Raw genomic sequence first — 20038 nt, forward strand, 5'->3', positions numbered from 1 at the left:
CACAGAGCGGTGCTCAGGCTTCACCGACCACGGAATGAGATCGTCGTCCTGACCAGGCGGCGCGTAATGCCGTGCTTCTCCCGGAAGTAGCTCCAGCTCGACCCGGTCATGACGATGTCGTACTTGCGGAGGTACTCGCCGGACATCCAACGGTAGGTCCGCCCCTCGACGAACCAGGCGAGGACTTCCTGCTCACTAACGATCTTGCTCGGCGGGGCCACGCCCTGCTCCCTTATAAAAGGGCATCCCGTTCAGGTACGTGATGGTGTGTCTGTTTCGGGTTGATGGTCGCGTCAGGATGGCGCCCGTCCAGGACTGGAACGTTGGCAGCTGAGCAAGTCGACACGCCGGGGCGACTACAGCTGAGCCGCCAACGATCACGGGCTGGATGGGAAGCGATTACGGCGCGGGCGGCGCCGCGGGCGACCAGTAGGGCACCAACCAGCGTGTATCAGACCAGACCTGGATGAGATGCCCTCTAAGTGCTGGTCAATAGCCAGCCTCGCTGCACTGCACTCGCAAACGGTCAGCGTTCGCCACTCTCGGTCGAGCGCTCAGCGACGAACACGCCGAGGCCATGCACACCCTCAACCAGCCCTTGGGTCTGGAGCACGAGGATGGCTTGGCGCACCACACCGGCCGACACGCCGTGCTCCAGCCGAAGCTGAGCGGTGGACGGCAACTTGTCGCCGGGTGCGAGTTCTCCGGACGCAATCTGCTCGCGGATGAGATCCGCTAGCTGCGCCCACTTGGGTTTGGCGGGCATATGGGCTCCCTGGTCTGCACCCGCCATTTGATCACAAGCAACATTGCAAGACAAGTACGAACTACTCCGTTGACTTTGCCAAGCTAGTCTGACAAAGTTTCCCTCGACCGGCTCCCAGGTCTGCAAACCACCGGCTGGTCGTCCCGAAAGACGCACCCGGTCGACCACCCCCAGAGGTCGGCCGGGTGCCGGATCACGCCCGTCGCCACCGACGGGTGCATCGAGCTGGCCCGGGGTGGGTGCTGGGCTCCAGTCGCCGCGCAACGGCTGCCCCCATCCGCCTCGGCGCCGCAACCCCGATCAGCGAGAGGAAGGCGGTACGCGTGCAGCCCTTGGTCAACGAGCCGGTCGACGCGGTGGAGAAGGTGCTCGGCGAGCTGCCGATGCCTCAATACGTGACGGGCGAACATGTGCGGACGGCGGTGCGGGCGGTGGTGGTGCACTCCCCCGAGTCCTGGCCGGCCGGGCCGATGTGCCGCAGCGACCGCACCCCGTATCCCTGCCGCCTGCACCGGTGGGGGAGGCGGGTGCTGCACTCACGGGGCTTGTCCGAGCGGGCGGTCGACGAGTTGATGGCGCGCGCCGACCGACAGCTCCGCGTACCCGAAGGGCGGCACTGAGGTGTGGCCGGGCCGGCAGCGCAACGACGGGCCGGTGCTGCTCGGGCCGCGACACCGGCGGACCTGGCGGCGCGGACGGCGCTGGTGCTCGTGCGGCCTGCGCTGGGCCACGTGCCCGGACCGGCACGCGCCGGTCCCGACCGAACCCCCGGCGCCGCCGCCGAACAGCCGCTGGTGGGACGAGGTGACTCGGGCCAACCCGCAGGTCGGCCGGGTCGGCTGGCTCACCCCGGCGCAGACCTGGCGGGCCAACGGCGGCCGATGGTGAGCCCGCCGCGCCCGCATCTGCCGCTGCGTCCACTCTGGCTCTGCCGGGCCTGCGCCGCGCCCTGGCCCTGCGCGACCGCGCGACTCACCCTCCTGCGGGAGTACGCGCACGACCGGGTGGCGCTGCTGGTCTACCTGGGTGGGCTGCTGCACGATGCGGCCGGTCAACTGCACACCCTGAACCCGCACGACGCTCCCGTGCCGGCCCAACTCTTCGACCGCTTCCTCAGCTGGGCACTTATCCGCCGATCGCACGCGGACTCGCCCCAACACTCGCCCCAACACCCCACTGGAGGTCATCGAGCAGATCACCTACCTGCTCTTCATCAAGCGCCTGGACGACCTCCACACCCTCGAAGAGAGGAAGGCGAGCCGCACCGGCAAGCCGATGGAGCGCCGCATCTTCCCGGAGGGCTGCGATGACCAGTGGCGCAAGTACGACGACCTGCGCTGGTCGCATTTCAAGGACGCCGCACCGGGCGCCCTGACCATGCTGACGCGTCTGGAGGTGCGGGGGTTCAAGAACCTGCTCGACGTCGATGTCGAGTTCGGGCCTTTCACCTGCATCGCCGGTGCCAACGGAATGGGCAAGTCGAACGTCTTCGACGCCATCGAATTTCTGTCGTACCTCGCCACCGATTCCCTCCAGCAGGCCACGCAACGAGTACGAAGCGCCGCCGGCAACACCGGGAGTGACCCTCGCGATCTCTTCTGGGATGGATACCGCGGCAAACGACACGAAATGACCCTGGCCGCGGAGATGATCGTGCCGGGCGAGGTCGAGGACGACTTGGGCGAACGCGCGCGGCCATCTGCGACCTGCCTCCGATACGAGGTGACGCTTCGCTACGAGCCCGCGAAGGGCGAACACGGGCTGCGTCGCTTCCATTTGGTTCGCGAAGATCTACGACAGATCGGCGACGCCCCGGCGCGCCTGCGCTTCCCCGCATCGGCGGCTTTCCTCAATGCGGTCGTCAGTGCGGCGGACCGTGGAAGGATCTTTCTTTCCACCAAGAGGCGCCAGGAAGACGGCCTCGTCGTGGACGTTCACGCCGAACGCGAGCGCCGGAGCGAGATGCGGTCCCGTCTCGTCGAGCGCGCCAACCGCACCGTTCTGAGCACCATGAACACGAGCGACTACCCGACCGTCCTGGCGGCTCGGCGAGAGATGCAGAGCTGGCGGCGGTTGGCTCTGGAGCCCTCGGCGCTACGGGCACCCGACGAGCAGAACGACCCGGAATCGCTCACTCCCAACGGTCGGCACCTGGCCAAGACTCTCTACCGGGTCGCGCACGCGCCCGACTGGTCGATCGATCCGGAGCGGATGTACGCGACGGTGGCCGGCAGGCTCTCCGACCTCGCCGGTGTGAACGTCGACGCATTGGATGTCGAGTTCGACGAGGCCCGTGAGATCTTCACCCTCTTCTTGCAGGAAAGGGGTGGGCTCAGACTGCCGGCGCGTGCACTGTCTGAGGGCACTCTGCGCTTCCTGGCCCTCTGCGTACTGCTGGAGGACGCGGAGTTCACCGGGCTGATCTGCATGGAGGAGCCGGAGAACGGAATCCACCCCGCGAACCTCCCCGCCATGGTGCAGCTCGTACGCGACCTCGCCGTCGACCCGACCGACCCGCCGGGCGACGCGAACCCGTTCCGCCAGGTCATCGTCAACACCCACGCGCCCGGGGTCGTGCAGCTCTGCGACCCGGCCGACCTGCTGTTGGCGCAGCTCAGACCGAGTTCGACCCCGGACAGGGGGGTGGTTCGTTCGCTGTCGCTCCTGCCGTACCGGAAATCCTGGCGTGCCCAGCCGGGGCGGCCCACCTTCTCGGAGGCCGACGTGGTGGCCTACCTGGCCAATCCCCCTTCGGCTGGGTTGCGCCTGCCGCCGGGTCTCACGGCATGAGCGATCGGACGTACTCGGGGCTATTCATCGCCGAGGGAAGTTCGGACCAGCCGCTGGCCGAGCACATCGAGTTGCTGTTCTACGAACGCGGCGTCGACGTGAAGCTCAGTCATCCCGCGTTCGAGCGGCTCCCAAAGGTCGGCAAGGACGTCGAATCCCGGGTGGAGAACGGCATCAAGCTGATGGACGGCGACACGGACCTGATCGTGGTACACCGGGACGCCGACAACGCCGGCCACCAGGCCAGACTGAACGAGATCACGACTGCGGTCGGGGCGGTGGAGACTGCTCCGTGACTGCATTCTCCGGGCGGCCGAGGTCACCGGGCGGCGCCGCGAGACGGTCAAGGGGCGGTTCGACGAGCACCGTCGCCAACTGCTCTCGCGGCTCGACCGGTCCGGCCCGGTCCGGCGTCTCGAGAGTTGGAGCCGCCTCGTGAACGAGGTCGACCAGGTGGTCAAGGTATGGCGGTAGCCCGTGGTGAGGCGGCCAGCTACGGCGCGGTAGCCGCCCCAGTTGCGCCCTCGTAGAAACGGATCTTCTCCCGCAGGTGGTCGTACGGGAGGCGCCTGGATCCGGTCGGCGTGGCCGAGTCGAGGGCCGCCCGCCCGTCCCCGGCGGCGGCCCGACCCGCAAACCGGCTGAACGCATCCGGATCCGGCCCCGTACCGGAAGATATGACCATGCGGATCCTCATGGCCGGCGTGTCCGGCTTCCTCGGCACCCGGCTGGTCGACCGCCTCACCGCCGACGGGCACCAGGTCACCCGGCTGGTGCGACGGCCGCCGCGCACCCCCGACGAGCGACAGTGGAACCCGTCCGCCGCGCAGCTCGACCCGGCCGTGGTGGCCGAGGCGGACGCGGTGGTCAACCTGGCCGGCGCGGGCGTCGGCGACAAGCGCTGGAACGACGACTACAAGCAGCTGATCCGGTCGAGCCGGGTGGACAGCACCACCACCCTCGCCATCACCGTCGCCGGACTGCCGGCCATCGACCGGCCGGCGGTGCTGCTCAACGCCTCCGCCGTCGGCTGGTACGGCAACACCGGCGACCGGGTGGTCGAGGAGGACTCCCCGGCCGGCGAGGGTTTCCTGGCCGACGTCTGCCGGGTCTGGGAGGCGGCGACCCGGCCAGCCGAGGACGCCGGGGTGCGGGTGGTGCGGCTGCGGACCGGGTTGCCGCTGCACCGCGACGGCGGGCTGCTGAAGCCACAGCTGCTGCCGTTCAGGCTGGGCATCGCCGGGAAGCTGGGCAGCGGCCGGCAGTGGCTGCCATGGATCTCGATGCGGGACTGGCTGGACGCGGTGGCGTTCCTGCTCGACCGCGACGACATCGGCGGCCCGGTCAACGTGGCCGGCCCGAACCCGGTCACCAACGCCGAGTTCACCAGGGAGCTGGCCCGCCAGCTGCATCGCCCGGCGATCATCCCGATCCCCGCCCTGGCCCTCAAGGTCGCCCTGGGCGGCTTCGCCCAGGAGGCCCTGACCAGCGCGAGAGTTCTCCCCGGTGTCCTGTCGAAGGCCGACTTCGCCTACACCCATCCGGATCTCCCGAGCGCCCTGCACGCCGGTCTGACCGGGTGAGCGAGGGGCCCCGGCGACGCCGGGGCCCCTCGACCGGCTGGTTCAGCAGCCGATGACCAAGTAGCTGGGACCGGTCTGCGTGAGGGTGCTGGTGTAGAAGGTGTTGTAGAGGCCCATCCGCTGGTTGCTGCCGAGGGCGTACGCGTAGCCGCCGGACTGGTAGGCGCGGCCGGCGGCCACGTGCGCGTAGTTGCTGGCGGTGACGCAGACCGGCGAGGTGGTCGGCGATGGCGACGGCGTCGGGCTCGGCGAGGCGGTCGGGGACGAGGTCGCCGTCGGGGTCGGGCTGGGCGAGGCGCCGCCGTCGAGGCCGAAGAAGAGCGCGTCCCGGTACGTCGAGCAGATGGTGTCCAGGAAGTACGAGGTGGCGGTGCCGCACTGGTCGATCGCCGAGCCCGGGTCGACCGGGGTGCCGTGTCCCATCCCGGAGACCCGGTAGAGGCGGACCACGTCGTTGCCGTACACCTCCAGGCTGGTGCCGCCGGGCAGCGACGCCGTGCTGGTCGGGGTCTGCGCGACACCGAGCACGTTGGTCCACTGGTCGCGGGATTCGGTGGCGCTGGCCACCGCCACGGTGTAGTCGCTGGTCCCGTGCCAGATCGCGACCTTCGGCCGAGGCCCGGCGTACCCGGAGTAGGCGCCGCGGACCAGGTCGCCCCACTGCGCCGGGGTCTTGTCGACGCCCGGGTTCATACAGGAGAAGGCGCTCGTGGTGCTGGTGGCGCAGCGGTACGGGATGCCGGCGATGACCGAGCCTGCGGCGAAGACGTCGGGGTACGTGGCGAGCATGACCGCGCTCATGGCCCCGCCAGCGGAGAGGCCGCTGACGAAGACGCGGCTCGGGTCGACCCCGTAGGTGCTCTTCGCGTAGTCGACCATCTGCTTGATCGACAGCGCCTCGCCCTGGCCGCGAGTGGTGTCCCCGATCTCGAACCAGTTGAAGCAGGAGCTGGAGTTGTTGGCCGACGACTGCTGCGGCACGATCAGGGCGAACTTCCACTGGTCGGCGTATTTCTGCCAGCCGGAGTTGGCGAAGTAGCCGGAGGCGTTCTGGGTGCAGCCGTGTAGCAGCACCACGGCCGGCGTGTTGGCGGGCAGTCCGTCCGGGCGGTAGGCGTACATGGCGAGGTTGCCGGGGTTGGAGCCGAAGCCGGTGACCTGGGTCAGCGTGGCGGCCTGGGCGGGCACGGCGACCGCGACCAGGGCGGCCGCGGCGACGACGGCCCCGGCCAGCGCCCCGGCGAGCCGGGCGAGGACGGATGGGGAACGGTGCACGGCGACCTCCTGTTGCAGCGTGTGAACTGGGTCACCCCCGAGTTGCCGAGACGTTACGTCCGTGTTTCAAGCCGGCGACATGGCCACCACTCACATATTCGCCGCCGCCGATATAGCGGTCGGGGGCCCGCGTCGGCGTTCCGTGTCCGGCCCGGCGTGTCCACATCCGGTTGGTAACGTCCGCTCCGTGCCGAACTCCCCGCCCCTGGCCGCCGGCCAGCCGCCCGCAGCGCCCGCCACCGGCCGGGGCCGCCGGGCCGACCTGCTGGTGGCGCTGGTCGCCGTGGCGCTGGCCGTCTGGGTGACCAGCGGCCTGTGGCGCGACCCGAACACCCAGGCCATCACGGTCAACTCCAGCGACCAGGCGCTCTTCGAGTGGCTGCTCGCCTTCGGCGGGCACGCGCTGACCCACGGGGAGAACCCGCTCTACACCCATCTGATCAACGCTCCGGACGGGGTGAACCTCGCGGTCAACACCTCGATCACCGTCTACGCGGCGGTCTTCGCCCCCCTGACGTACCTGATCGGGCCGCCGGCGACGTTCCTGGTGATCCTCACCCTCAACCTGGTCGCCACCGCGCTGGCCTGGTACTGGCTGCTCTCCCGGCACCTGGTCCGCAGCCGGCTGGCCGCCGGCATCGGAGCGCTGTTCGTCGCCTACTCCCCCGGCATGGTCTCGCACGCCAACGCTCACCTGAACTGGACCGCCGGCTGGCTGGTCCCGCTGCTCGCCTGGGGGGTGTTCGCGCTGCGCCGGCCCGGGCGCTGGCTGCGCGGAGGGATCGTGCTCGGCGTGCTGGTCGCGGTCGCCTTCTCCATCGCCGCCGAGGGGCTCTTCTTCACCGCGCTGGCGCTCGCGGTCTTCCTCGCCGTCTGGGCGCTGCACCCGGCCCGCCGGGCCGAGGCGCGGGCGGCGCTGCCCACCTTCCTGCGCGGGCTGGGCGTCACCGCGCTGGTGGCGGGGGTGCTGCTGGCGTACCCGCTGTGGCTGCACTTCGCCGGCCCGCAGCGCTTCCACGGCACCGGTTTCGACCCGTTGATCCACTCCGAGGACATCGCCGCGTTCGGGGCGTACCCGCAACGGTCGCTGGCCGGCGTGGCCGGACTGGGCACCGCGCTGGCGCCCAACCCGACCGAGGAGAACTCGTTCTTCGGGATCCCGCTGCTGCTGCTCGCCGCCGGCTGCTTCGTGGCGCTGTGGCGGCGCGCCGACCCGGGCCGCCGGGCCACGCTGGCCGCGCTGGGCGTCACCGCCGTGCTGTTCTCGGTGCTGTCCTGGGGGCCGCTGGCCAAGTGGGACGGGCGGCGCACCGGGCAACTGCTGCCGTTCGGCGTGCTGGACAACCTGCCGGTGGTCAACGCCGCGCTGCCGTCCCGGCTGGCGCTGGTGGTCGCGCCGGTGATCGGCGTGCTGCTGGCGTACACGGTCGACCAGCTCCGGGCCTGCCCGCCCCGGCGGCGGGGCGTGGCGGCGGCCTGGGGCCTCGGCTTCGCGGTGGCGCTGCTGCCGCTGGTGCCCATGCCGCTGCTGACCAGCGCCCGACCGCCGGTGCCGGAGTTCATCACCGCCGGGACGTGGCGGCAGCACGTCTCGCCCGGCGGGGTGCTCACCCCGCTGCCGCTGACCCTGGACGTGACTCCGGACGGGCAGCGCTGGCAGGCGTACGCGCTGGCCCACCGGCAGGGCGAGTTCCGCATCCCGTCCGGCTTCTTCCTCGGCCCCGGCGGCCCCGCCGGCCGGGGCCGGATCGGCCCGCCGCCGCGCACCTTCGACTCGCTGATGGACCAGGCCGGCCGGACCGGCCTGGCGCCGGTCGTCACCGAGGGCAGCATCCAGCTGTCCCTGGCCGACCTGCGCTACTGGGGCGTCGAGGCGGTGGTGCTGCCGGACCAGGTGCACGGGGCGAAGTACGACCTCGACGAGGACGCCCTGCGCCGCACCGCGACGGCCCTCCTCGGCCCCCCGCGGCGCGTCGATGACGTCTGGCTCTGGGAGGTCTCCGCCGCCGAACGCGACGAGGCTCACCCTCGGTGACGGCCGGCGGCGGGTCTAGGCTGAAGGGGTGACCGCGACGACTTCCGGCCTGACGGCCGTCCACGCCGGCCTGCTCGACTACCAGGCCGCCTGGGACGAGCAGCGCCGACTGCACGAGTCGGTGGTGGCCGGTGAGCGCGGCGACACCGTGCTGCTGCTGGAGCACCCGAGCGTCTACACCGCCGGCAAGCGCACCGAGCCGTGGGACCGGCCGGTGGACGGCACCCCGGTGGTCGACGTGGACCGGGGCGGCAAGATCACCTGGCACGGGCCGGGCCAGCTGGTCGGCTACCCGATCCTGCGCCTGCCCGACCCGGTGGACGTGGTCGCCTACGTGCGCCGCACCGAGCAGCTGCTGATCGACGTCTGCGCCGAGTTCGGGCTGGCCGCCGGCCGGATCGAGGGGCGCAGCGGCGTCTGGGTGCCCGAGGACGATCGCGGCCCGGCCCGCAAGGTGGCCGCCATCGGCATCCGGGTGGCCCGTGGGGTGACCCTGCACGGCTTCTCGATCAACTGCGACTGCGACCTGACGTACTTCGACCGGATCGTGCCCTGCGGCATCCGGGACGCCGGGGTCACCTCGCTCACCGCCGAGCTGGGCCGCCCGGTGACCGTCGCCGACGTGTTGCCGGTGGTCGAGCGCCGCCTGCCCACCCTCGTCGAGGTCTGACGCGAGCATTGCCGGCACCGCCTCGCCGAACTGCCGGGCGACCACCTACCCTCGTCGAGGTGCGGATAGATCTCGTCACCCTGGTCGTCGCCGAGTACGACCCGGCGATCGCCTTCTTCACCGAGGTGCTCGGCTTCGACCTGGTCGAGGACTCCCCGTCGCTGACCAACGACGGGCGCCCCAAGCGCTGGGTCGTGGTGCGCCCGCCCGGCGGCGGAACCGGCCTGCTACTGGCCCGCGCCGACGGGGAGCGCCAGGCAGGCGCGGTCGGCGACCAGGTCGCCGGCCGGGTCGGCTTCTTCCTCCAGGTCGACGACTTCGACGCGGTCCACCGGCGGATGGTCGACGCGGGTGTCGAGTTCGTGAAGCCCCCGCGCACCGAGCCGTACGGGCGGGTCGCGGTGTTCCGCGACATCGCCGGCAACCGCTGGGACCTGCTCGGCCCGGCCTAGCGATCGGCCGGCCCCGGGCCGGCACGGCGGACGACCCACCCGCCCCCGGATGGGCCGTGCCGCGCGTCGACGGCGCTGCGATCAGCCGATCGGCAGGCGGGTCAGCCAGTCCTGCCAGGCCTGCTCGGTGCGGGCCAGGTCCGGGCCGGCGGCGAAGATGTGGTGCCCGAGCACCAGGACATTGCCGCGGTCGGTGCCGGAGTGGATGAAGCGGTAGAGCGCGTCCGAGGTCCGTACGCCGAAGTACGTCGGCAGGCCGGCGAGGTCCACCACCCCGACGACCGGCGGCAGCCCGGGCAGTTCGAGCCGGGCCGGCTCGCCCCCGGTGACCGGCCCGGTGAGCCCGAACGCGCCGGCCACCGCCGCCCAGACCTGGTCGGGGTCGCCCGCCCCGGGCCGGAACGCCGAGACCGGAGTGCCGGTACGGCCGGGGAAGTGCGCCAGGTACGCCGCGAGCGTCTCCAGGTACATGTCCCAGCCGGTCCGCATGGCCTCGTACTCGGTCTCCCAGTTGTCGCCGAGGACGCCGCTCTGCACCAACCGCAGCACGGTGCCGCCCTGCTCGCGGCCCTCGATGAGGTACTCGATGGCCATGAAGGTGCCGTCCGGCCCGGGCTCGGTCCGGTGCGCGAACCGCTTTCCGGGCTCCCAGGCCGTCACGGTCGACTCCTCGACGTGGCCGGCCATGGCGAACCGGGTCCGGCCGCCTTCGCCGGGCTCGACCTCGCTGCGGCCCATGAACCAGGAGTCGATGCCCGGGCCGGTCGCGAGCGCCGCCCAGACCTGCTCCGGCGTGCCGGGCAGCGCGATGTCCTTGCTGAGTTCGAACGGGTGTCCCATGGTGGCGCCTCTCTGCGCGGTGATCGGAGTGGGTCGTCGAGCGGGGTCAGCGGGCGCGGGCCGGCGTGCGGTGCCGGAGCATCGGCAGCAGCGCCACCGCGACCGCGAGGTGGATGAGGCAGAGCATGATCCGGGTGTCCACGGTGGCCCGTTCGACGAAGACCGGGATGAACGAGGCCGCCAGCACCGTCGCGGCGAGCGCGCTCCAGATGGTCCTCGCGTGCCGGGTCACCCGCTCATGTCACGACTCCTCGGATGCGGTGGTGTCGGACGCGGCATTGACGCTGGGGTGCAGGGCGAGGACCACCCGGTGCTGGCGACCGCCGGGGGCCCGCTCGTCGTGGTACTTGCCGACCAGGCCGGCGACGGCGGCCGCCAGCTCGTCGGCGAAGGCGGCCCGGTCGGCCGCCGAGGCGAACCGGACGTCGGCGTCGATCGCGAAGGTCGCGACCCGCTTACCGGCCCGGTCCGCGCCGGTGATCAGCCCGCCGACGTCCTGGACGAGCCGGGCGGCGATGGCCAGCAGCCACCGCGCGGAGAGTCGGTCCGGCGTCTGAGCCGGATCCGGCCTCACGGCGGCGAGGGCGGTCGGCGAGATCACGTACGACGCCGCGGTGGCGCGCATGATCCGCTCGGTGACGTTGCCCTTGCGGCGTTCCTCGACCAGCTCGATCAGGCCGTGCTGCTCCAGCGCCCGGAGGTGGTAGTTGACCTTCTGCCGGGCCAGGCCGACCCGGGCGGCGAGCATCGTCGCCGAGGCCGGCTCGGCGAGCGCGGCGAGCAGCCGGGCACGCACCGGATCCAGCGACGCCTCGGCCGCCGCCGGGTCCTCGATCACTGCGATGTCGAACATGCCCACACCCTCCCACCGACAAGTTTTCTTGTCAAGACAAAACATGCTTTCGGTGGAGCCGCCCGGGCGGGCGCGGCGGGCCGCTCGGCGGCAGCGGCGCGGAGGACCCCCGTCTTCCAGCGCGCCCTGGGCGCCGACTTCGACCGGCTGCACCCGCAGCTGCGGCGTCGCTTCGGCGTCGACGGCAGCAGCGACCTGGGCTGCGTGGGCACCGGCGTGATGGACCGCGTCTGGCGCGGTGCCGCCTTCACCGCGCCGTTCCTGCGGCTGGGCACCCTGCGGCACGTGCTGTTCCCGGAGACCGGCACCGACGTGCCGTTGCGCGGGGTCCTGGTCGACTACCACTTCGGCACTGTCGACGAGCTGCTCGCCGAGGCGTGCCGCAGCGCGACGGCGGCCCGGGTCGCCGTGTACCGGGACCGCTTCTCCACCGTGGGCTCGCTGCGCGAGCTACTCGACCTCGGGCGCGGGCTGCACGAACAGGAACGCTCCGCGGGCAACGTGGCGGTGCTGGCGCAACTGCTCGCCGGGGCGCAGACCGACGCGCGGCTCTCCGAGGCGACGGCGGCCGCGCTGCGGCTGTGGACGGCCGAGATCGAGACAGTGCTGCGCAGGCTGCTGCGCGACTCGCCGCTCGCCCCGGTCGCCGACCCGGCCGGGCTGGCCCGCGCGATCTCCGCCGCGTTCATCGGCCTGGAACTCTTCGAAGGCGTCGACCCCGCGTTCGACGCGCTGGACCACCTCGCCGTCCTCATCGACGTCATCGAGGACCTGGGCCCCTCGCCCGCCGCACCCTCCGCACCAGAATCCGCCCCCACCCCTGACACCCCGGCCGTTCGACATCGGCTCCGGTCAGCCGGGAGAGCGGCCGGCACGCCCGCCGACCTACCCGGGTCGACGGGCGGTGGGCGCCGCTACGGGGTGAGGCGGTGGAGGTCGCGGGGGAAGGCGGTGACCTCGCGGACGTTGGCCGCCCCGGTCAGCCGGGCGACGAAGCGTTCCAGGCCGATGGCGAAGCCGCCGTGCGGCGGCATCCCGTGCCGGAACGCGTCCACGTAGCCGGCGTACGGCTCGACCGGCTCACCGCGCGCGGCCAGCGCCGCCAGGTAGTCGTCGTACCGATGCAGGCGCTGACCGCCGGTGACCAGTTCCAGCCCCCGGAAGAGCAGGTCGAAGCCGTTGGAGTACCCCGGCCGCTGCGGGTCCGGATGGGTGTAGAAGGGCCGCTTGGCCATCGGGTACCCGGTGACGAAGAGGAAGTCCGAACCGTGCTCCCGCCGCGCCCACTCCCCCAGCGCCCGCTCGTGCGCGGGAGCGAGGTCCGGCTCGTCGGCCGGCGCGCCGGCAATCTTCAGCGCCTCGGTGAAGTGCACGGCCGGGATCTCGGCCGGCACCTCCGGCAGGTCGAGGCCGAGGACCGCCACCGCCCCGCCGGCCCGCCCCGCGACGCCGGACAGCATCCCGGCCAGGGTCTCCCGCAGCACGTCCATCACGTCCCGGTGGTCGGCGACGAAGCCCAGTTCCACGTCGAGCGAGGTGTACTGGGCCAGGTGCCGGACGGTGTCGTGCGGCTCGGCCCGGAACACCGGCCCGACCTCGTAGACCCGCTCGAAGACGCCGACCATCAGCTGCTTGTAGAACTGCGGCGACTGCGCCAGGTACGCGGGCCGGCCGAACCAGTCCAGCGCGAAGACGTTCGCCCCGCTCTCGGTGGACGAACCGACCACCTTCGGGGTGTGGATCTCCACGAAGTCGCGGGCGTCGAGGGTGGCCCGGAAGCCGGCCACCGCCGCCGCCGAGATCCGCAGCGCCGCCGAGCGGGTCGGGTGCCGCAGCGCGGTGGGCGCGTGGTCGAGCTGGGTGGGCAGGGTCGCGGTGAGCGCCGGCCGGTACAGGTCGAACGGCGGCGGCACGGCGGGCGGGCCGAGCGGTCGTACCGTCGGGTCGGTGAGCTCGACCCCGACGGGGGCGGTGGCCGTCGCGACCTCGGGAGCGGCGGATCCGCGCTGTGCGACCACCGTGCCGACGACCTCGACGACCGTCTCCTCGGTGAGCGCCTCGACCTGCGCGCGCACGGCGGGGTCGGTGACCACCACCTGGGTCAGGCCGGCGGCGTCCCGGACGATCAGGAAGGCCACCGACTTGAGCAGCCGGCGGCGGTGCACCCAGCCGGCGATCTTGACGGTACGGCCGACCTGGGCGTGGAGCTGGGTGGAAAGGATGCGTTGCACGGCGGTTACCTCCTCGATCAATCGCAACGCGATCCCCGGGAGGTGTGGGCGAGCGGGAACCTCGCGGTGCCACCACACCTTCGCCCCCGCGAACGGGGGCCTCGTTCGTCGCCTTTTCACCGGGGCCAGCCGGGCGGGCTCTACTGGGCGGGTGTCAACAGGGGCCTTCCTCTGCCGGAAGCGTCAAGAAGGGGCCCTTCCTTACACACACGCCGTTCTTCCCGCAGCTCGGGAGGGTCTTCGCGCCCCGGCGCCAGACCGCCTTCCAGCAACCGGCGGCTCTCTGCACTGGCGGGTCGGGGCCCTACTCGGCTCCGTCACAGCTCTGCCGCAGACGCTAGCACCCCTCCCGGGACGGGTGTGACGTCATTCTCCGGCCTCCGGTGTCCGGTGTCACAACGTCTGCGGCGTGACGCCGGTCGCCCGCGGTTCATCGACCGCCACCGTCGGGCGTAGTCTCGTTTTCGTGACGATCGAGCACTCCACGCCGACGACCGAGCAGGCCAGTCGTCCCGCAACTGCCGCACCCGAGGGGCGGCGACTGCTGCGGATCGAAGCCCGCAACGCCGAGACGCCGATCGAGCGCAAGCCGCCGTGGATCAAGGTCAAGGCCAAGATGGGCCCGGAGTACACCCAGCTGCGCGGCCTGGTCTCGCGCGAGGGGCTGCACACCGTCTGCCAGGAGGCCGGCTGCCCCAACATCTACGAATGCTGGGAGGACCGCGAGGCCACCTTCCTCATCGGCGGCGACCAGTGCACCCGGCGCTGCGACTTCTGCCAGATCGACACGGGCAAGCCGGCCGAGTTCGACGCCGACGAGCCGCGCCGGGTCGCCGAGTCGGTCGCCGCGATGGGGCTGCGTTACGCCACCATCACCGGCGTCGCCCGCGACGACCTGCCCGACGGTGGCGCCTGGCTCTATGCCGAGACCGTCCGCCAGATCCACGCCCTGCAGTCCGGCTGCGGCGTCGAGCTGCTGATCCCCGACTTCAACGCGGTCCCCGAGCAGCTCGCCGAGGTGTTCAGCTCGCGCCCCGAGGTGCTGGCGCACAACGTCGAGACCGTGCCGCGGATCTTCAAGCGGATCCGGCCGGCGTTCCGCTACGAGCGTTCGCTGGACGTGATCCGCCAGGCCCGCGCCGACGGCCTGGTCACCAAGAGCAACCTGATCCTGGGCATGGGCGAGGAGCGGGCCGAGGTCTCCCAGGCGCTGCGCGACCTGCACGAGGCGGGCTGCGAGCTGATCACCATCACCCAGTACCTGCGCCCCTCCCCCCGGCACCACCCGGTGACCCGCTGGGTCAAGCCGGAGGAGTTCGTCGAGCTGCGCGAGGAGGCCGAGGAGATCGGCTTCGCCGGCGTGATGAGCGGGCCGCTGGTGCGCTCGTCGTACCGGGCCGGGCGGCTCTACCGGCAGGCCCTGGAGGCCCGCGAGGGCGTCACCACCGCCGGCTGAGGCCGGCCGACGGCCGTGTCACCGGCCGCCGGCCCCTGCCCGGATGTCATGATCACAGGCATGACCACCACCGGGGTACGCCAGGCGGCGCGCGACGCCGACCGTCCGCGCGCGCCCCGGTGGCCCCCGCCGGTGCTGCTCGCCCTGCTGGTCGGCCTCGCCGGAGTGGGTTACCGGCTCGCGGTGCTCCTCGGTGACACTCCGCGCACCAACAGCGACGAGGCGACCATGGGGCTCGCCGCGCTGCACATCGCCCGGGGCGAGGACTTCCCGGTCTTCTTCTACGGGCAGGCGTACATGGGTGCGCTGGAGGCGTACCTCGCCGCGCCGCTCGTCGCGCTGACCGGGCCCTCGGTGCTCGCGCTGCGCCTGCCGCTGCTCGCCCTGTACGCGCTCCTGCTGCTTCTGAGCTGGCGGCTGACCCGCCGCCTCGGCGGGGACCGCTGGTTCGCGCTGCTCGTGGTCGGCCTGCTGGCGCTGGGCGCGGACCGGATCGTCAAGAACCAGCTCATCGCCGGGGGCGGCTACCCCGAGCTGAACCCGATCGGGGTGGGCCTGGCCCTGCTGGCGCTGGACCTGGCCGCCGGCCGGCCGGCGGGACGGCGGTGGCGGTTCGCCGCGTTCGGTTTCCTCGCCGGGCTGACCGTCTGGGTCGACCCGCTGCTGCTGCCGTACCTGCTGGCGCTCGGCGCGGTGCTCGTCGCCACCACCGGACGGGACCTGCGCGGGCGCTGCGGCGCGCTGCTGGCCGGGGCCGCGCTGCTGGGCGCGGCGCCGCTGCTCGGGTACGGCCTGGCGCATGGCAGCAACCCGCTCGCCGCGGCCGTCACGGCCGGCGGCGGGGACGCGGCGGCGAGCTGGGCGGACCGGGTGCACGGCGGGCTGGTGCTCGGGCCTGCGCTGGGCATGGGCCTCTGCTCCCCGGGCCACTGCGCGACCTGGCAGCTCTGGTGGGCGGCCGCCCTGCCGGTGCTGCTGGTGCTGGCCGGGCTGTCGGCCTGGCGGGCGCTGCGCGCCGCGCGACAGGACCCGCCGCACGCCCCGGCCGGCGACCATGGCAGTGCCAGCGCCGACGGCCGACGGCCGGCGGCACACGGCCGCGATGCCGCACGGCGGGCCGGCGCGGCGGTACGGCTCGCGCTGGTGGCGGGCGCGGTGGGCACCCTGGCGGCCTACACGGTGAGCAGCGCCGCCGGGCGGACGCCGGTGGAGAGCTCCCGCTACCTGTCCTGCCTGGCCGTTTCGCTGCCGGCCCTGCTCTGGCCGCTGTGGACGGCGGCGCGGCGGCGCGGCCCGGTCGACCTCCGGCGGCTCGCGGCCATCGGCACGCTGGTCGCCCTGCTCGCCACCGCCACGGTCGCCACCGCCGGCGCGCTGGCCACCGTCCCGGCCAACCGGGCGGAGGCGCAACGGCACCGCGCGCTGGTCGAGGCGCTGCGCGAACGGGGCGTCCGGCACGTGTACGGCGAATACTGGACCTGCAACCGGCTCACCTTCGCCGCTGGCGAGGAGATCGTCTGCGCGGTGCTCGACGAGACGCTGCGCCCCGGCCTCGACCGGCTGCCCGCGTACCGCCGGGCGGTCCGCGAGTCGCCGGCCCCGGCGTACGTCGCCCCGGTCGACTCCCCCCTCGCCCGACGGCTCGACCTCACCCCGCCCGCCAACCGGCACCCCGTCACGATCGATGGCTGGCGCATCTGGCTCCCCCTTCCCTGACCCACCCCCGCCGCGCGGGGTCAGGGTGGGGGGTCCAGGAGGTTGAGGCGGTGGGCGAGGGCGGCGGCCTCGACGCGGTTGGTGACGTCCAACTTGGCGATGATCCGCGAGACGTGGACGCTGGCGGTCTTCGGCGAGATGAACAACTGCTCGGCGATCCGGCTGTTGCTGTGCCCCTCGGCGACCAGCCGCAGCACCTCCCGCTCCCGTGCGGTGAGCAGGTCCGCGCCGGGGCGGCCCCGGGGCGCCCCGCGCAGGCCGACCCGGCGGGCGAGGGTGGCGGCCTGCTCGGCCAGCGGGGTCGCGCCCAACCGCTTCGCGATCCCGGCGGCCTCTGCCACCGCCTCGGCGACCTCGTCCCGCTCCCCTGCCGCGGCGGCCGCCTCGGCCAGCGCCAGCAGCGCCCGGCCCAGCGGGTACGGCTGGCCGTCGGCCCGCCACGCCCCGACCGCCGTACGCCACGCGGGCAACGCGCGACCGCCGGCCGCCAGCAGCGCGGCGACCTGGGCCGCGTGTGCCCGTTCGGCCGGCTGCCGGACGGGCAGCTCGGCGGCGAGCGCGGCGACCGCGGCGGACAGCTCCCGGTCGTCGACCCGGGCGGCGGTGCGGGCGACGGCGCTGAGCACCGGCCACCCCTCGCGGGGCAGGTGCGGCAGGCGGTCGTCGGCCAGCGCGGCGCGGGCCGCGCGGGCCGCCTCCACCTTGTCGTCGGCCGCCAGCGCCGCCTCGATCCGCAGCTCGTGCAGCGGCAGCCGGTGGTTCGGCCACAGGTACGGCCGGGCGAGGAAGCCCAGCGCCCGGCCGATCAGATCGTCGGCGGCGGGGTGGGCCCGGGCCAGCCGCAGCCCGGCGCGCAGCTGGAGCCAGTGCAGGCCGGAGACGCCGGGCGGGTCGATCCGGGCCGCGTCGGCGCAGGCCGCGTCGGCCTCGTCCCAGCGGCCCAGGGCGAGCAGCGCCTCGGCCTGGTTGGACAGCAGGTACGCCCCGGTGGAGCGGCTGATGCCGACCCGACGCGCCTCGGTCACCCCGGCGGCGGCCGCCTCGGCGGACTCGGCGTAGTGGCCCAGCTCGAACAGCACGTCGGAGAGGTGGACCAGCGCGCTGACCAGCGCCGGCGCGGCGCCGGCGGCGCGGGCCAGCGCCTCGGCCCGGCGCAGCTCGGCCAGCCCGAGGTCGGGGGTGGCGTCCGTGCGGCAGAGCATGGCGATCCGGGTGGGCAGCAGGGCCAGGTCCTCGCCGACCGCGTCGGCGGCCGTACCCGCCTCGGCGGCGACCGCGGCGGCCTGCTGCGGATCGATCTTCACCAGGTGCGCGGCGATGTCGGCGAGCAGCCGGACCCGCTCCGGCCCGTCCGGCACCCCGCCGGCCAGCCGGTACGCCTCGCGCAGCTCGGTGCTGCCGTCGCTCTTGCCGAGCAGGGCGAGCAGCCGCCCCCGCCGGTCCAGCAGCCGGGCGGCGCGCAGCGGCGCGGTGTCGGGGTCCACCTCGGCCAGCGCGGCCCGGGTGAGGGTGACCGCCCGGCTGTAGTCGCCGGCCGTGGTGGCGGCGTCCAGGGTCTCCTCCAGCACCGCCAGGTGGTCCATGCCGAGCCGGTCGGCGGCGTCGGGCACCAGCTCCCACAGCTCCAGCAGCCGCTCCAGCAGCCGGCTCTGCTCCGCGTACGCGTACCGGTCGGCGGCGGCGCAGGCCGCCGCGCGGGCGGTGACCAGGGCACGGGGGTGGTCGTGGGCGGCGTACCAGTGATGGGCGATCTCGGCCGGGGCGCGGCCGGCGGCGACCAGGTGCGGCTGCGCCTCGATGGCGGCGGCGTACCGGGCGTGCAGCCGGGCGTGCTCGCCGGGGAGCAGCTCGTCGTGGACGGCCTCGCGGACCAGGGCGTGCCGGAACTCGTAGTCGCCGTCGGGGTCGGCCACGACCAGCTGGGCGGCGACGGCGGCGCGCAGCGCGTCCTCCAGCTCGGGCTCGGGCAGGCCGGCGACCTCGGCGAGGAGCTGGTGGGCGAAGCGGGTGCCGCCGGCGGCGGCGATGCGCAGCACCCGCTGGGCGGCGTCGGGGAGCCGGTCGACCCGGGCGAGCAGCAGGTCGCGCAGGGTCTCCGGCAGGGCGGCGCAGCCGACCGGGTCGCCGGCCGCGGCCAGCTCCTCGATGAAGAACGGGTTGCCCTGGGTACGTCCGTGCACGTCGTCGACGGCCCGGGCGGCCGGCTCGGCGCCGAGGATGTCGGCGAGGATCGCGGCGGTGCCGTCCCGGTCGAGGCGGCCCAGCTCGATCCGCTCGACCCCTCGGGCCCGATCCAGCTCGGCCAGGAAGGGCCGCAGCGGGTGGCCCCGGTGCAGCTCGTCGGTGCGGTACGTGCAGACCAGCAGCACCCGGGCGGTGCGGGCGGCCCGGACCAGGAAGCCGATCAGGTCGCGGGTGGACCGGTCGGCCCAGTGCAGGTCCTCGATCACCAGCACCAGCGGCTGGTCGGCGGCGAGCCGGTGGAACAGCTCCCCGACCAGGTCGAACAGGTAGCCCCGGGGGGCGTCGGAGAGGGTCGGCCCGGCCGGCGCGGCGACGGCGGCGGGCCCCCGGGCCAGCTCCGGCAGCAGGCGGGCGAACTCCGGCTCGTACCCGTCGAACACGCCGGGGCCGTCGCGGCGCAGCACCTCGCGTAGCGCGGCGGCGAACGGCGCGAAGGGCAGGCCGGCCTCGCCCAGCTCCAGGCACTGGCCGATCAGCAGCCGGGCGCCGGCGGCGCCCGCCAGCGCACCGAACTCCTCCAGCAGCCGGGTCTTGCCGACGCCGGCCTCGCCGCCGACCAGGACGGTGGTGGGCTCCCCGGCCCGGGCGCGGGCCAGGGCGGTGCGCAGCGACCCCACCTCGCCCTGGCGGCCGACGAGGACGGTGCTGGCGGCGCGTACGGTCACGGCACCGAGCATGCCACGCGCGTCGCCGGCGCCGTCCCCACCGACCGGGCGCTCCGGCACCACTGCCCGGGCGGTGGCGCCGGCCGCCGTCGGGACGGCGGCGGCCAGGGTCGTCACTGGCGGGCGGCGTCGGTGCGGCCCGGGCGGGTGCGGCGGCTCAGCCAGCTACGGCCGTGCCGGCGCGGCAGGGACCGGGCGAGCCGGGCCGCCTCGGCGTCGGCCTGGAGCTCGGCGGCGTGGGAGCGGTGGATGGAGAGGAGGAGGTCTGCGTCGTTGCTGAACATGTCGGGCTCCTTCGGTGTCGTTGCCTGCTGACGTCGACTTTCCGCCGGAAGGTGCCCCCGGGGCATGGGTGCGCCGCCTGATCTTCGGCCGGGCGCCCTCCTTACCCGGGGCGGAAACGGCCGCTGAGGCGACGTAAGGTACTCAGCCGGCCGCGGATCATCTGCGCCGGCGACGCCC

General features: G+C 73.5%; 19 protein-coding genes and 3 pseudogenes. 13 read left to right on the plus strand and 9 right to left on the minus strand.

Features of this window, described 5'->3' with window-relative positions; genetic code table 11:
* Nucleotides 1-20: 20 nt before the first annotated feature.
* Nucleotides 21-221: a hypothetical protein gene (locus tag ABZ807_RS14400; protein WP_357156680.1), complete on the minus strand. Its 201-nt coding sequence runs from the start codon at nucleotides 219-221 to the stop codon at nucleotides 21-23.
* Nucleotides 222-526: 305 nt separating this feature from the next.
* On the minus strand, nucleotides 527-766 hold the full coding sequence (locus ABZ807_RS14405; protein WP_357156682.1) for a winged helix-turn-helix domain-containing protein: 240 nt from the start codon (nucleotides 764-766) through the stop codon (nucleotides 527-529).
* Between the two features lie 323 nt (nucleotides 767-1089).
* On the opposite strand from ABZ807_RS14405, the gene ABZ807_RS14410 reads away from it, so the two are divergent.
* From ABZ807_RS14410 to ABZ807_RS14435, 6 genes and pseudogenes are all read left to right on the plus strand, one after another.
* Nucleotides 1090-1386 carry a hypothetical protein gene (locus tag ABZ807_RS14410; RefSeq protein ID WP_357156684.1) on the plus strand — a complete coding sequence of 99 codons (297 nt, stop codon included), beginning with the start codon at nucleotides 1090-1092 and terminating at the stop codon, nucleotides 1384-1386.
* A gap of 1 nt (nucleotide 1387) precedes the next feature.
* Nucleotides 1388-1654, plus strand: a complete 267-nt coding sequence (locus ABZ807_RS14415; protein ID WP_357156686.1) for a hypothetical protein — start codon at nucleotides 1388-1390, stop codon at nucleotides 1652-1654.
* Nucleotides 1648-1887, plus strand: a pseudogene (locus ABZ807_RS14420) (hypothetical protein); the annotation flags it as partial. The gene ABZ807_RS14415 and the pseudogene ABZ807_RS14420, both read left to right, overlap by 7 nt.
* 64 nt (nucleotides 1888-1951) lie before the next feature.
* Nucleotides 1952-3556: an AAA family ATPase gene (locus ABZ807_RS14425; RefSeq protein ID WP_357156869.1), complete on the plus strand. Its 1605-nt coding sequence runs from the start codon at nucleotides 1952-1954 to the stop codon at nucleotides 3554-3556.
* Nucleotides 3553-3852 carry a hypothetical protein gene (locus tag ABZ807_RS14430; protein WP_357156687.1) on the plus strand — a complete coding sequence of 100 codons (300 nt, stop codon included), beginning with the start codon at nucleotides 3553-3555 and terminating at the stop codon, nucleotides 3850-3852. Before ABZ807_RS14425 ends, ABZ807_RS14430 begins: the two co-directional genes overlap by 4 nt.
* A gap of 387 nt (nucleotides 3853-4239) precedes the next feature.
* The gene (locus tag ABZ807_RS14435; protein WP_357156689.1) at nucleotides 4240-5139 is read left to right on the plus strand and encodes a TIGR01777 family oxidoreductase; all 900 of its coding nucleotides are present in this window, start codon (nucleotides 4240-4242) and stop codon (nucleotides 5137-5139) included.
* 42 nt (nucleotides 5140-5181) lie between these two features.
* On the opposite strand, the gene ABZ807_RS14440 is transcribed toward ABZ807_RS14435, so the two are convergent.
* Nucleotides 5182-6414 (minus strand): PHB depolymerase family esterase, encoded by a 1233-nt coding sequence (locus ABZ807_RS14440; RefSeq protein ID WP_357156691.1) that lies wholly within the window; start codon nucleotides 6412-6414, stop codon nucleotides 5182-5184.
* A gap of 187 nt (nucleotides 6415-6601) precedes the next feature.
* On the opposite strand from ABZ807_RS14440, the gene ABZ807_RS14445 reads away from it, so the two are divergent.
* The 3 genes from ABZ807_RS14445 to ABZ807_RS14455 are packed head-to-tail and all read left to right on the plus strand — an operon-like array spanning nucleotide 6602 to nucleotide 9571.
* Nucleotides 6602-8449, plus strand: a complete 1848-nt coding sequence (locus ABZ807_RS14445; RefSeq protein WP_357156693.1) for a DUF2079 domain-containing protein — start codon at nucleotides 6602-6604, stop codon at nucleotides 8447-8449.
* A 28-nt stretch (nucleotides 8450-8477) separates the two neighbouring features.
* Nucleotides 8478-9119, plus strand: coding sequence for a lipoyl(octanoyl) transferase LipB (gene lipB, locus ABZ807_RS14450; protein WP_357156695.1), 642 nt, complete (start codon nucleotides 8478-8480; stop codon nucleotides 9117-9119).
* A 59-nt stretch (nucleotides 9120-9178) separates the two neighbouring features.
* Nucleotides 9179-9571 (plus strand): VOC family protein, encoded by a 393-nt coding sequence (locus tag ABZ807_RS14455; RefSeq protein WP_357156697.1) that lies wholly within the window; start codon nucleotides 9179-9181, stop codon nucleotides 9569-9571.
* Between the two features lie 81 nt (nucleotides 9572-9652).
* Here the strand turns inward: ABZ807_RS14455 and ABZ807_RS14460 are convergent, their stop codons facing one another.
* Genes ABZ807_RS14460 through ABZ807_RS14470 form a run of 3 tightly spaced genes read right to left on the minus strand, consistent with a single transcriptional unit; the run spans nucleotide 9653 to nucleotide 11264 of the window.
* Nucleotides 9653-10411: an SRPBCC domain-containing protein gene (locus tag ABZ807_RS14460; protein WP_357156699.1), complete on the minus strand. Its 759-nt coding sequence runs from the start codon at nucleotides 10409-10411 to the stop codon at nucleotides 9653-9655.
* A 46-nt stretch (nucleotides 10412-10457) separates the two neighbouring features.
* Nucleotides 10458-10643, minus strand: coding sequence for a DUF6069 family protein (locus ABZ807_RS14465; protein ID WP_357156701.1), 186 nt, complete (start codon nucleotides 10641-10643; stop codon nucleotides 10458-10460).
* Nucleotides 10644-10652: 9 nt separating this feature from the next.
* The gene (locus ABZ807_RS14470) at nucleotides 10653-11264 is read right to left on the minus strand and encodes a helix-turn-helix domain-containing protein (RefSeq protein ID WP_357156703.1); all 612 of its coding nucleotides are present in this window, start codon (nucleotides 11262-11264) and stop codon (nucleotides 10653-10655) included.
* Between the two features lie 159 nt (nucleotides 11265-11423).
* Here ABZ807_RS14470 and ABZ807_RS14475 point away from each other — a divergent pair.
* Both ABZ807_RS14475 and ABZ807_RS14480 read left to right on the plus strand, forming a co-directional pair.
* Nucleotides 11424-11576: pseudogene (locus ABZ807_RS14475) on the plus strand (DUF4166 domain-containing protein); the annotation flags it as partial.
* An 18-nt stretch (nucleotides 11577-11594) separates the two neighbouring features.
* Nucleotides 11595-12088, plus strand: a pseudogene (locus ABZ807_RS14480) (TetR/AcrR family transcriptional regulator); the annotation flags it as partial.
* A gap of 90 nt (nucleotides 12089-12178) precedes the next feature.
* Here ABZ807_RS14480 and aspS read toward each other — a convergent pair.
* The gene (gene aspS, locus ABZ807_RS14485; protein ID WP_357156705.1) at nucleotides 12179-13495 is read right to left on the minus strand and encodes an aspartate--tRNA(Asn) ligase; all 1317 of its coding nucleotides are present in this window, start codon (nucleotides 13493-13495) and stop codon (nucleotides 12179-12181) included.
* Nucleotides 13496-13961: 466 nt separating this feature from the next.
* Between aspS and lipA the strand changes: the two genes are divergently transcribed.
* Nucleotides 13962-14951 carry a lipoyl synthase gene (gene lipA / locus ABZ807_RS14490; RefSeq protein ID WP_357156707.1) on the plus strand — a complete coding sequence of 330 codons (990 nt, stop codon included), beginning with the start codon at nucleotides 13962-13964 and terminating at the stop codon, nucleotides 14949-14951.
* A 60-nt stretch (nucleotides 14952-15011) separates the two neighbouring features.
* Nucleotides 15012-16667 (plus strand): hypothetical protein, encoded by a 1656-nt coding sequence (locus ABZ807_RS14495; protein ID WP_357156709.1) that lies wholly within the window; start codon nucleotides 15012-15014, stop codon nucleotides 16665-16667.
* Between the two features lie 20 nt (nucleotides 16668-16687).
* Here the strand turns inward: ABZ807_RS14495 and ABZ807_RS14500 are convergent, their stop codons facing one another.
* Together ABZ807_RS14500 and ABZ807_RS14505 are read right to left on the minus strand one after the other, a co-directional pair.
* On the minus strand, nucleotides 16688-19693 hold the full coding sequence (locus ABZ807_RS14500) for an AAA family ATPase (protein ID WP_357156711.1): 3006 nt from the start codon (nucleotides 19691-19693) through the stop codon (nucleotides 16688-16690).
* Nucleotides 19690-19860 carry a hypothetical protein gene (locus ABZ807_RS14505; protein WP_357156713.1) on the minus strand — a complete coding sequence of 57 codons (171 nt, stop codon included), beginning with the start codon at nucleotides 19858-19860 and terminating at the stop codon, nucleotides 19690-19692. Before ABZ807_RS14505 ends, ABZ807_RS14500 begins: the two co-directional genes overlap by 4 nt.
* Between the last annotated feature and the right edge of the window lie 178 nt (nucleotides 19861-20038).

It is taken from the genome of Micromonospora sp. NPDC047548, assembly GCF_040642975.1.
Lineage (GTDB): Bacteria > Actinomycetota > Actinomycetes > Mycobacteriales > Micromonosporaceae > Micromonospora.

Excerpts from the sequence above, each read along its gene's own strand:
- ABZ807_RS14460 (WP_357156699.1), bottom strand. The coding sequence starts at position 10,411 with ATGGGACACCCGTTCGAACTCAGCAAGGACATCGCGCTGCCCGGCACG.
- ABZ807_RS14435 (WP_357156689.1), top strand. The coding sequence starts at position 4,240 with ATGCGGATCCTCATGGCCGGCGTGTCCGGCTTCCTCGGCACCCGGCTG.
- ABZ807_RS14470 (WP_357156703.1), bottom strand. The coding sequence starts at position 11,264 with ATGTTCGACATCGCAGTGATCGAGGACCCGGCGGCGGCCGAGGCGTCG.
- ABZ807_RS14405 (WP_357156682.1), bottom strand. The coding sequence starts at position 766 with ATGCCCGCCAAACCCAAGTGGGCGCAGCTAGCGGATCTCATCCGCGAG.
- ABZ807_RS14505 (WP_357156713.1), bottom strand. The coding sequence starts at position 19,860 with ATGTTCAGCAACGACGCAGACCTCCTCCTCTCCATCCACCGCTCCCAC.
- ABZ807_RS14430 (WP_357156687.1), top strand. The coding sequence starts at position 3,553 with ATGAGCGATCGGACGTACTCGGGGCTATTCATCGCCGAGGGAAGTTCG.
- ABZ807_RS14495 (WP_357156709.1), top strand. The coding sequence starts at position 15,012 with ATGACCACCACCGGGGTACGCCAGGCGGCGCGCGACGCCGACCGTCCG.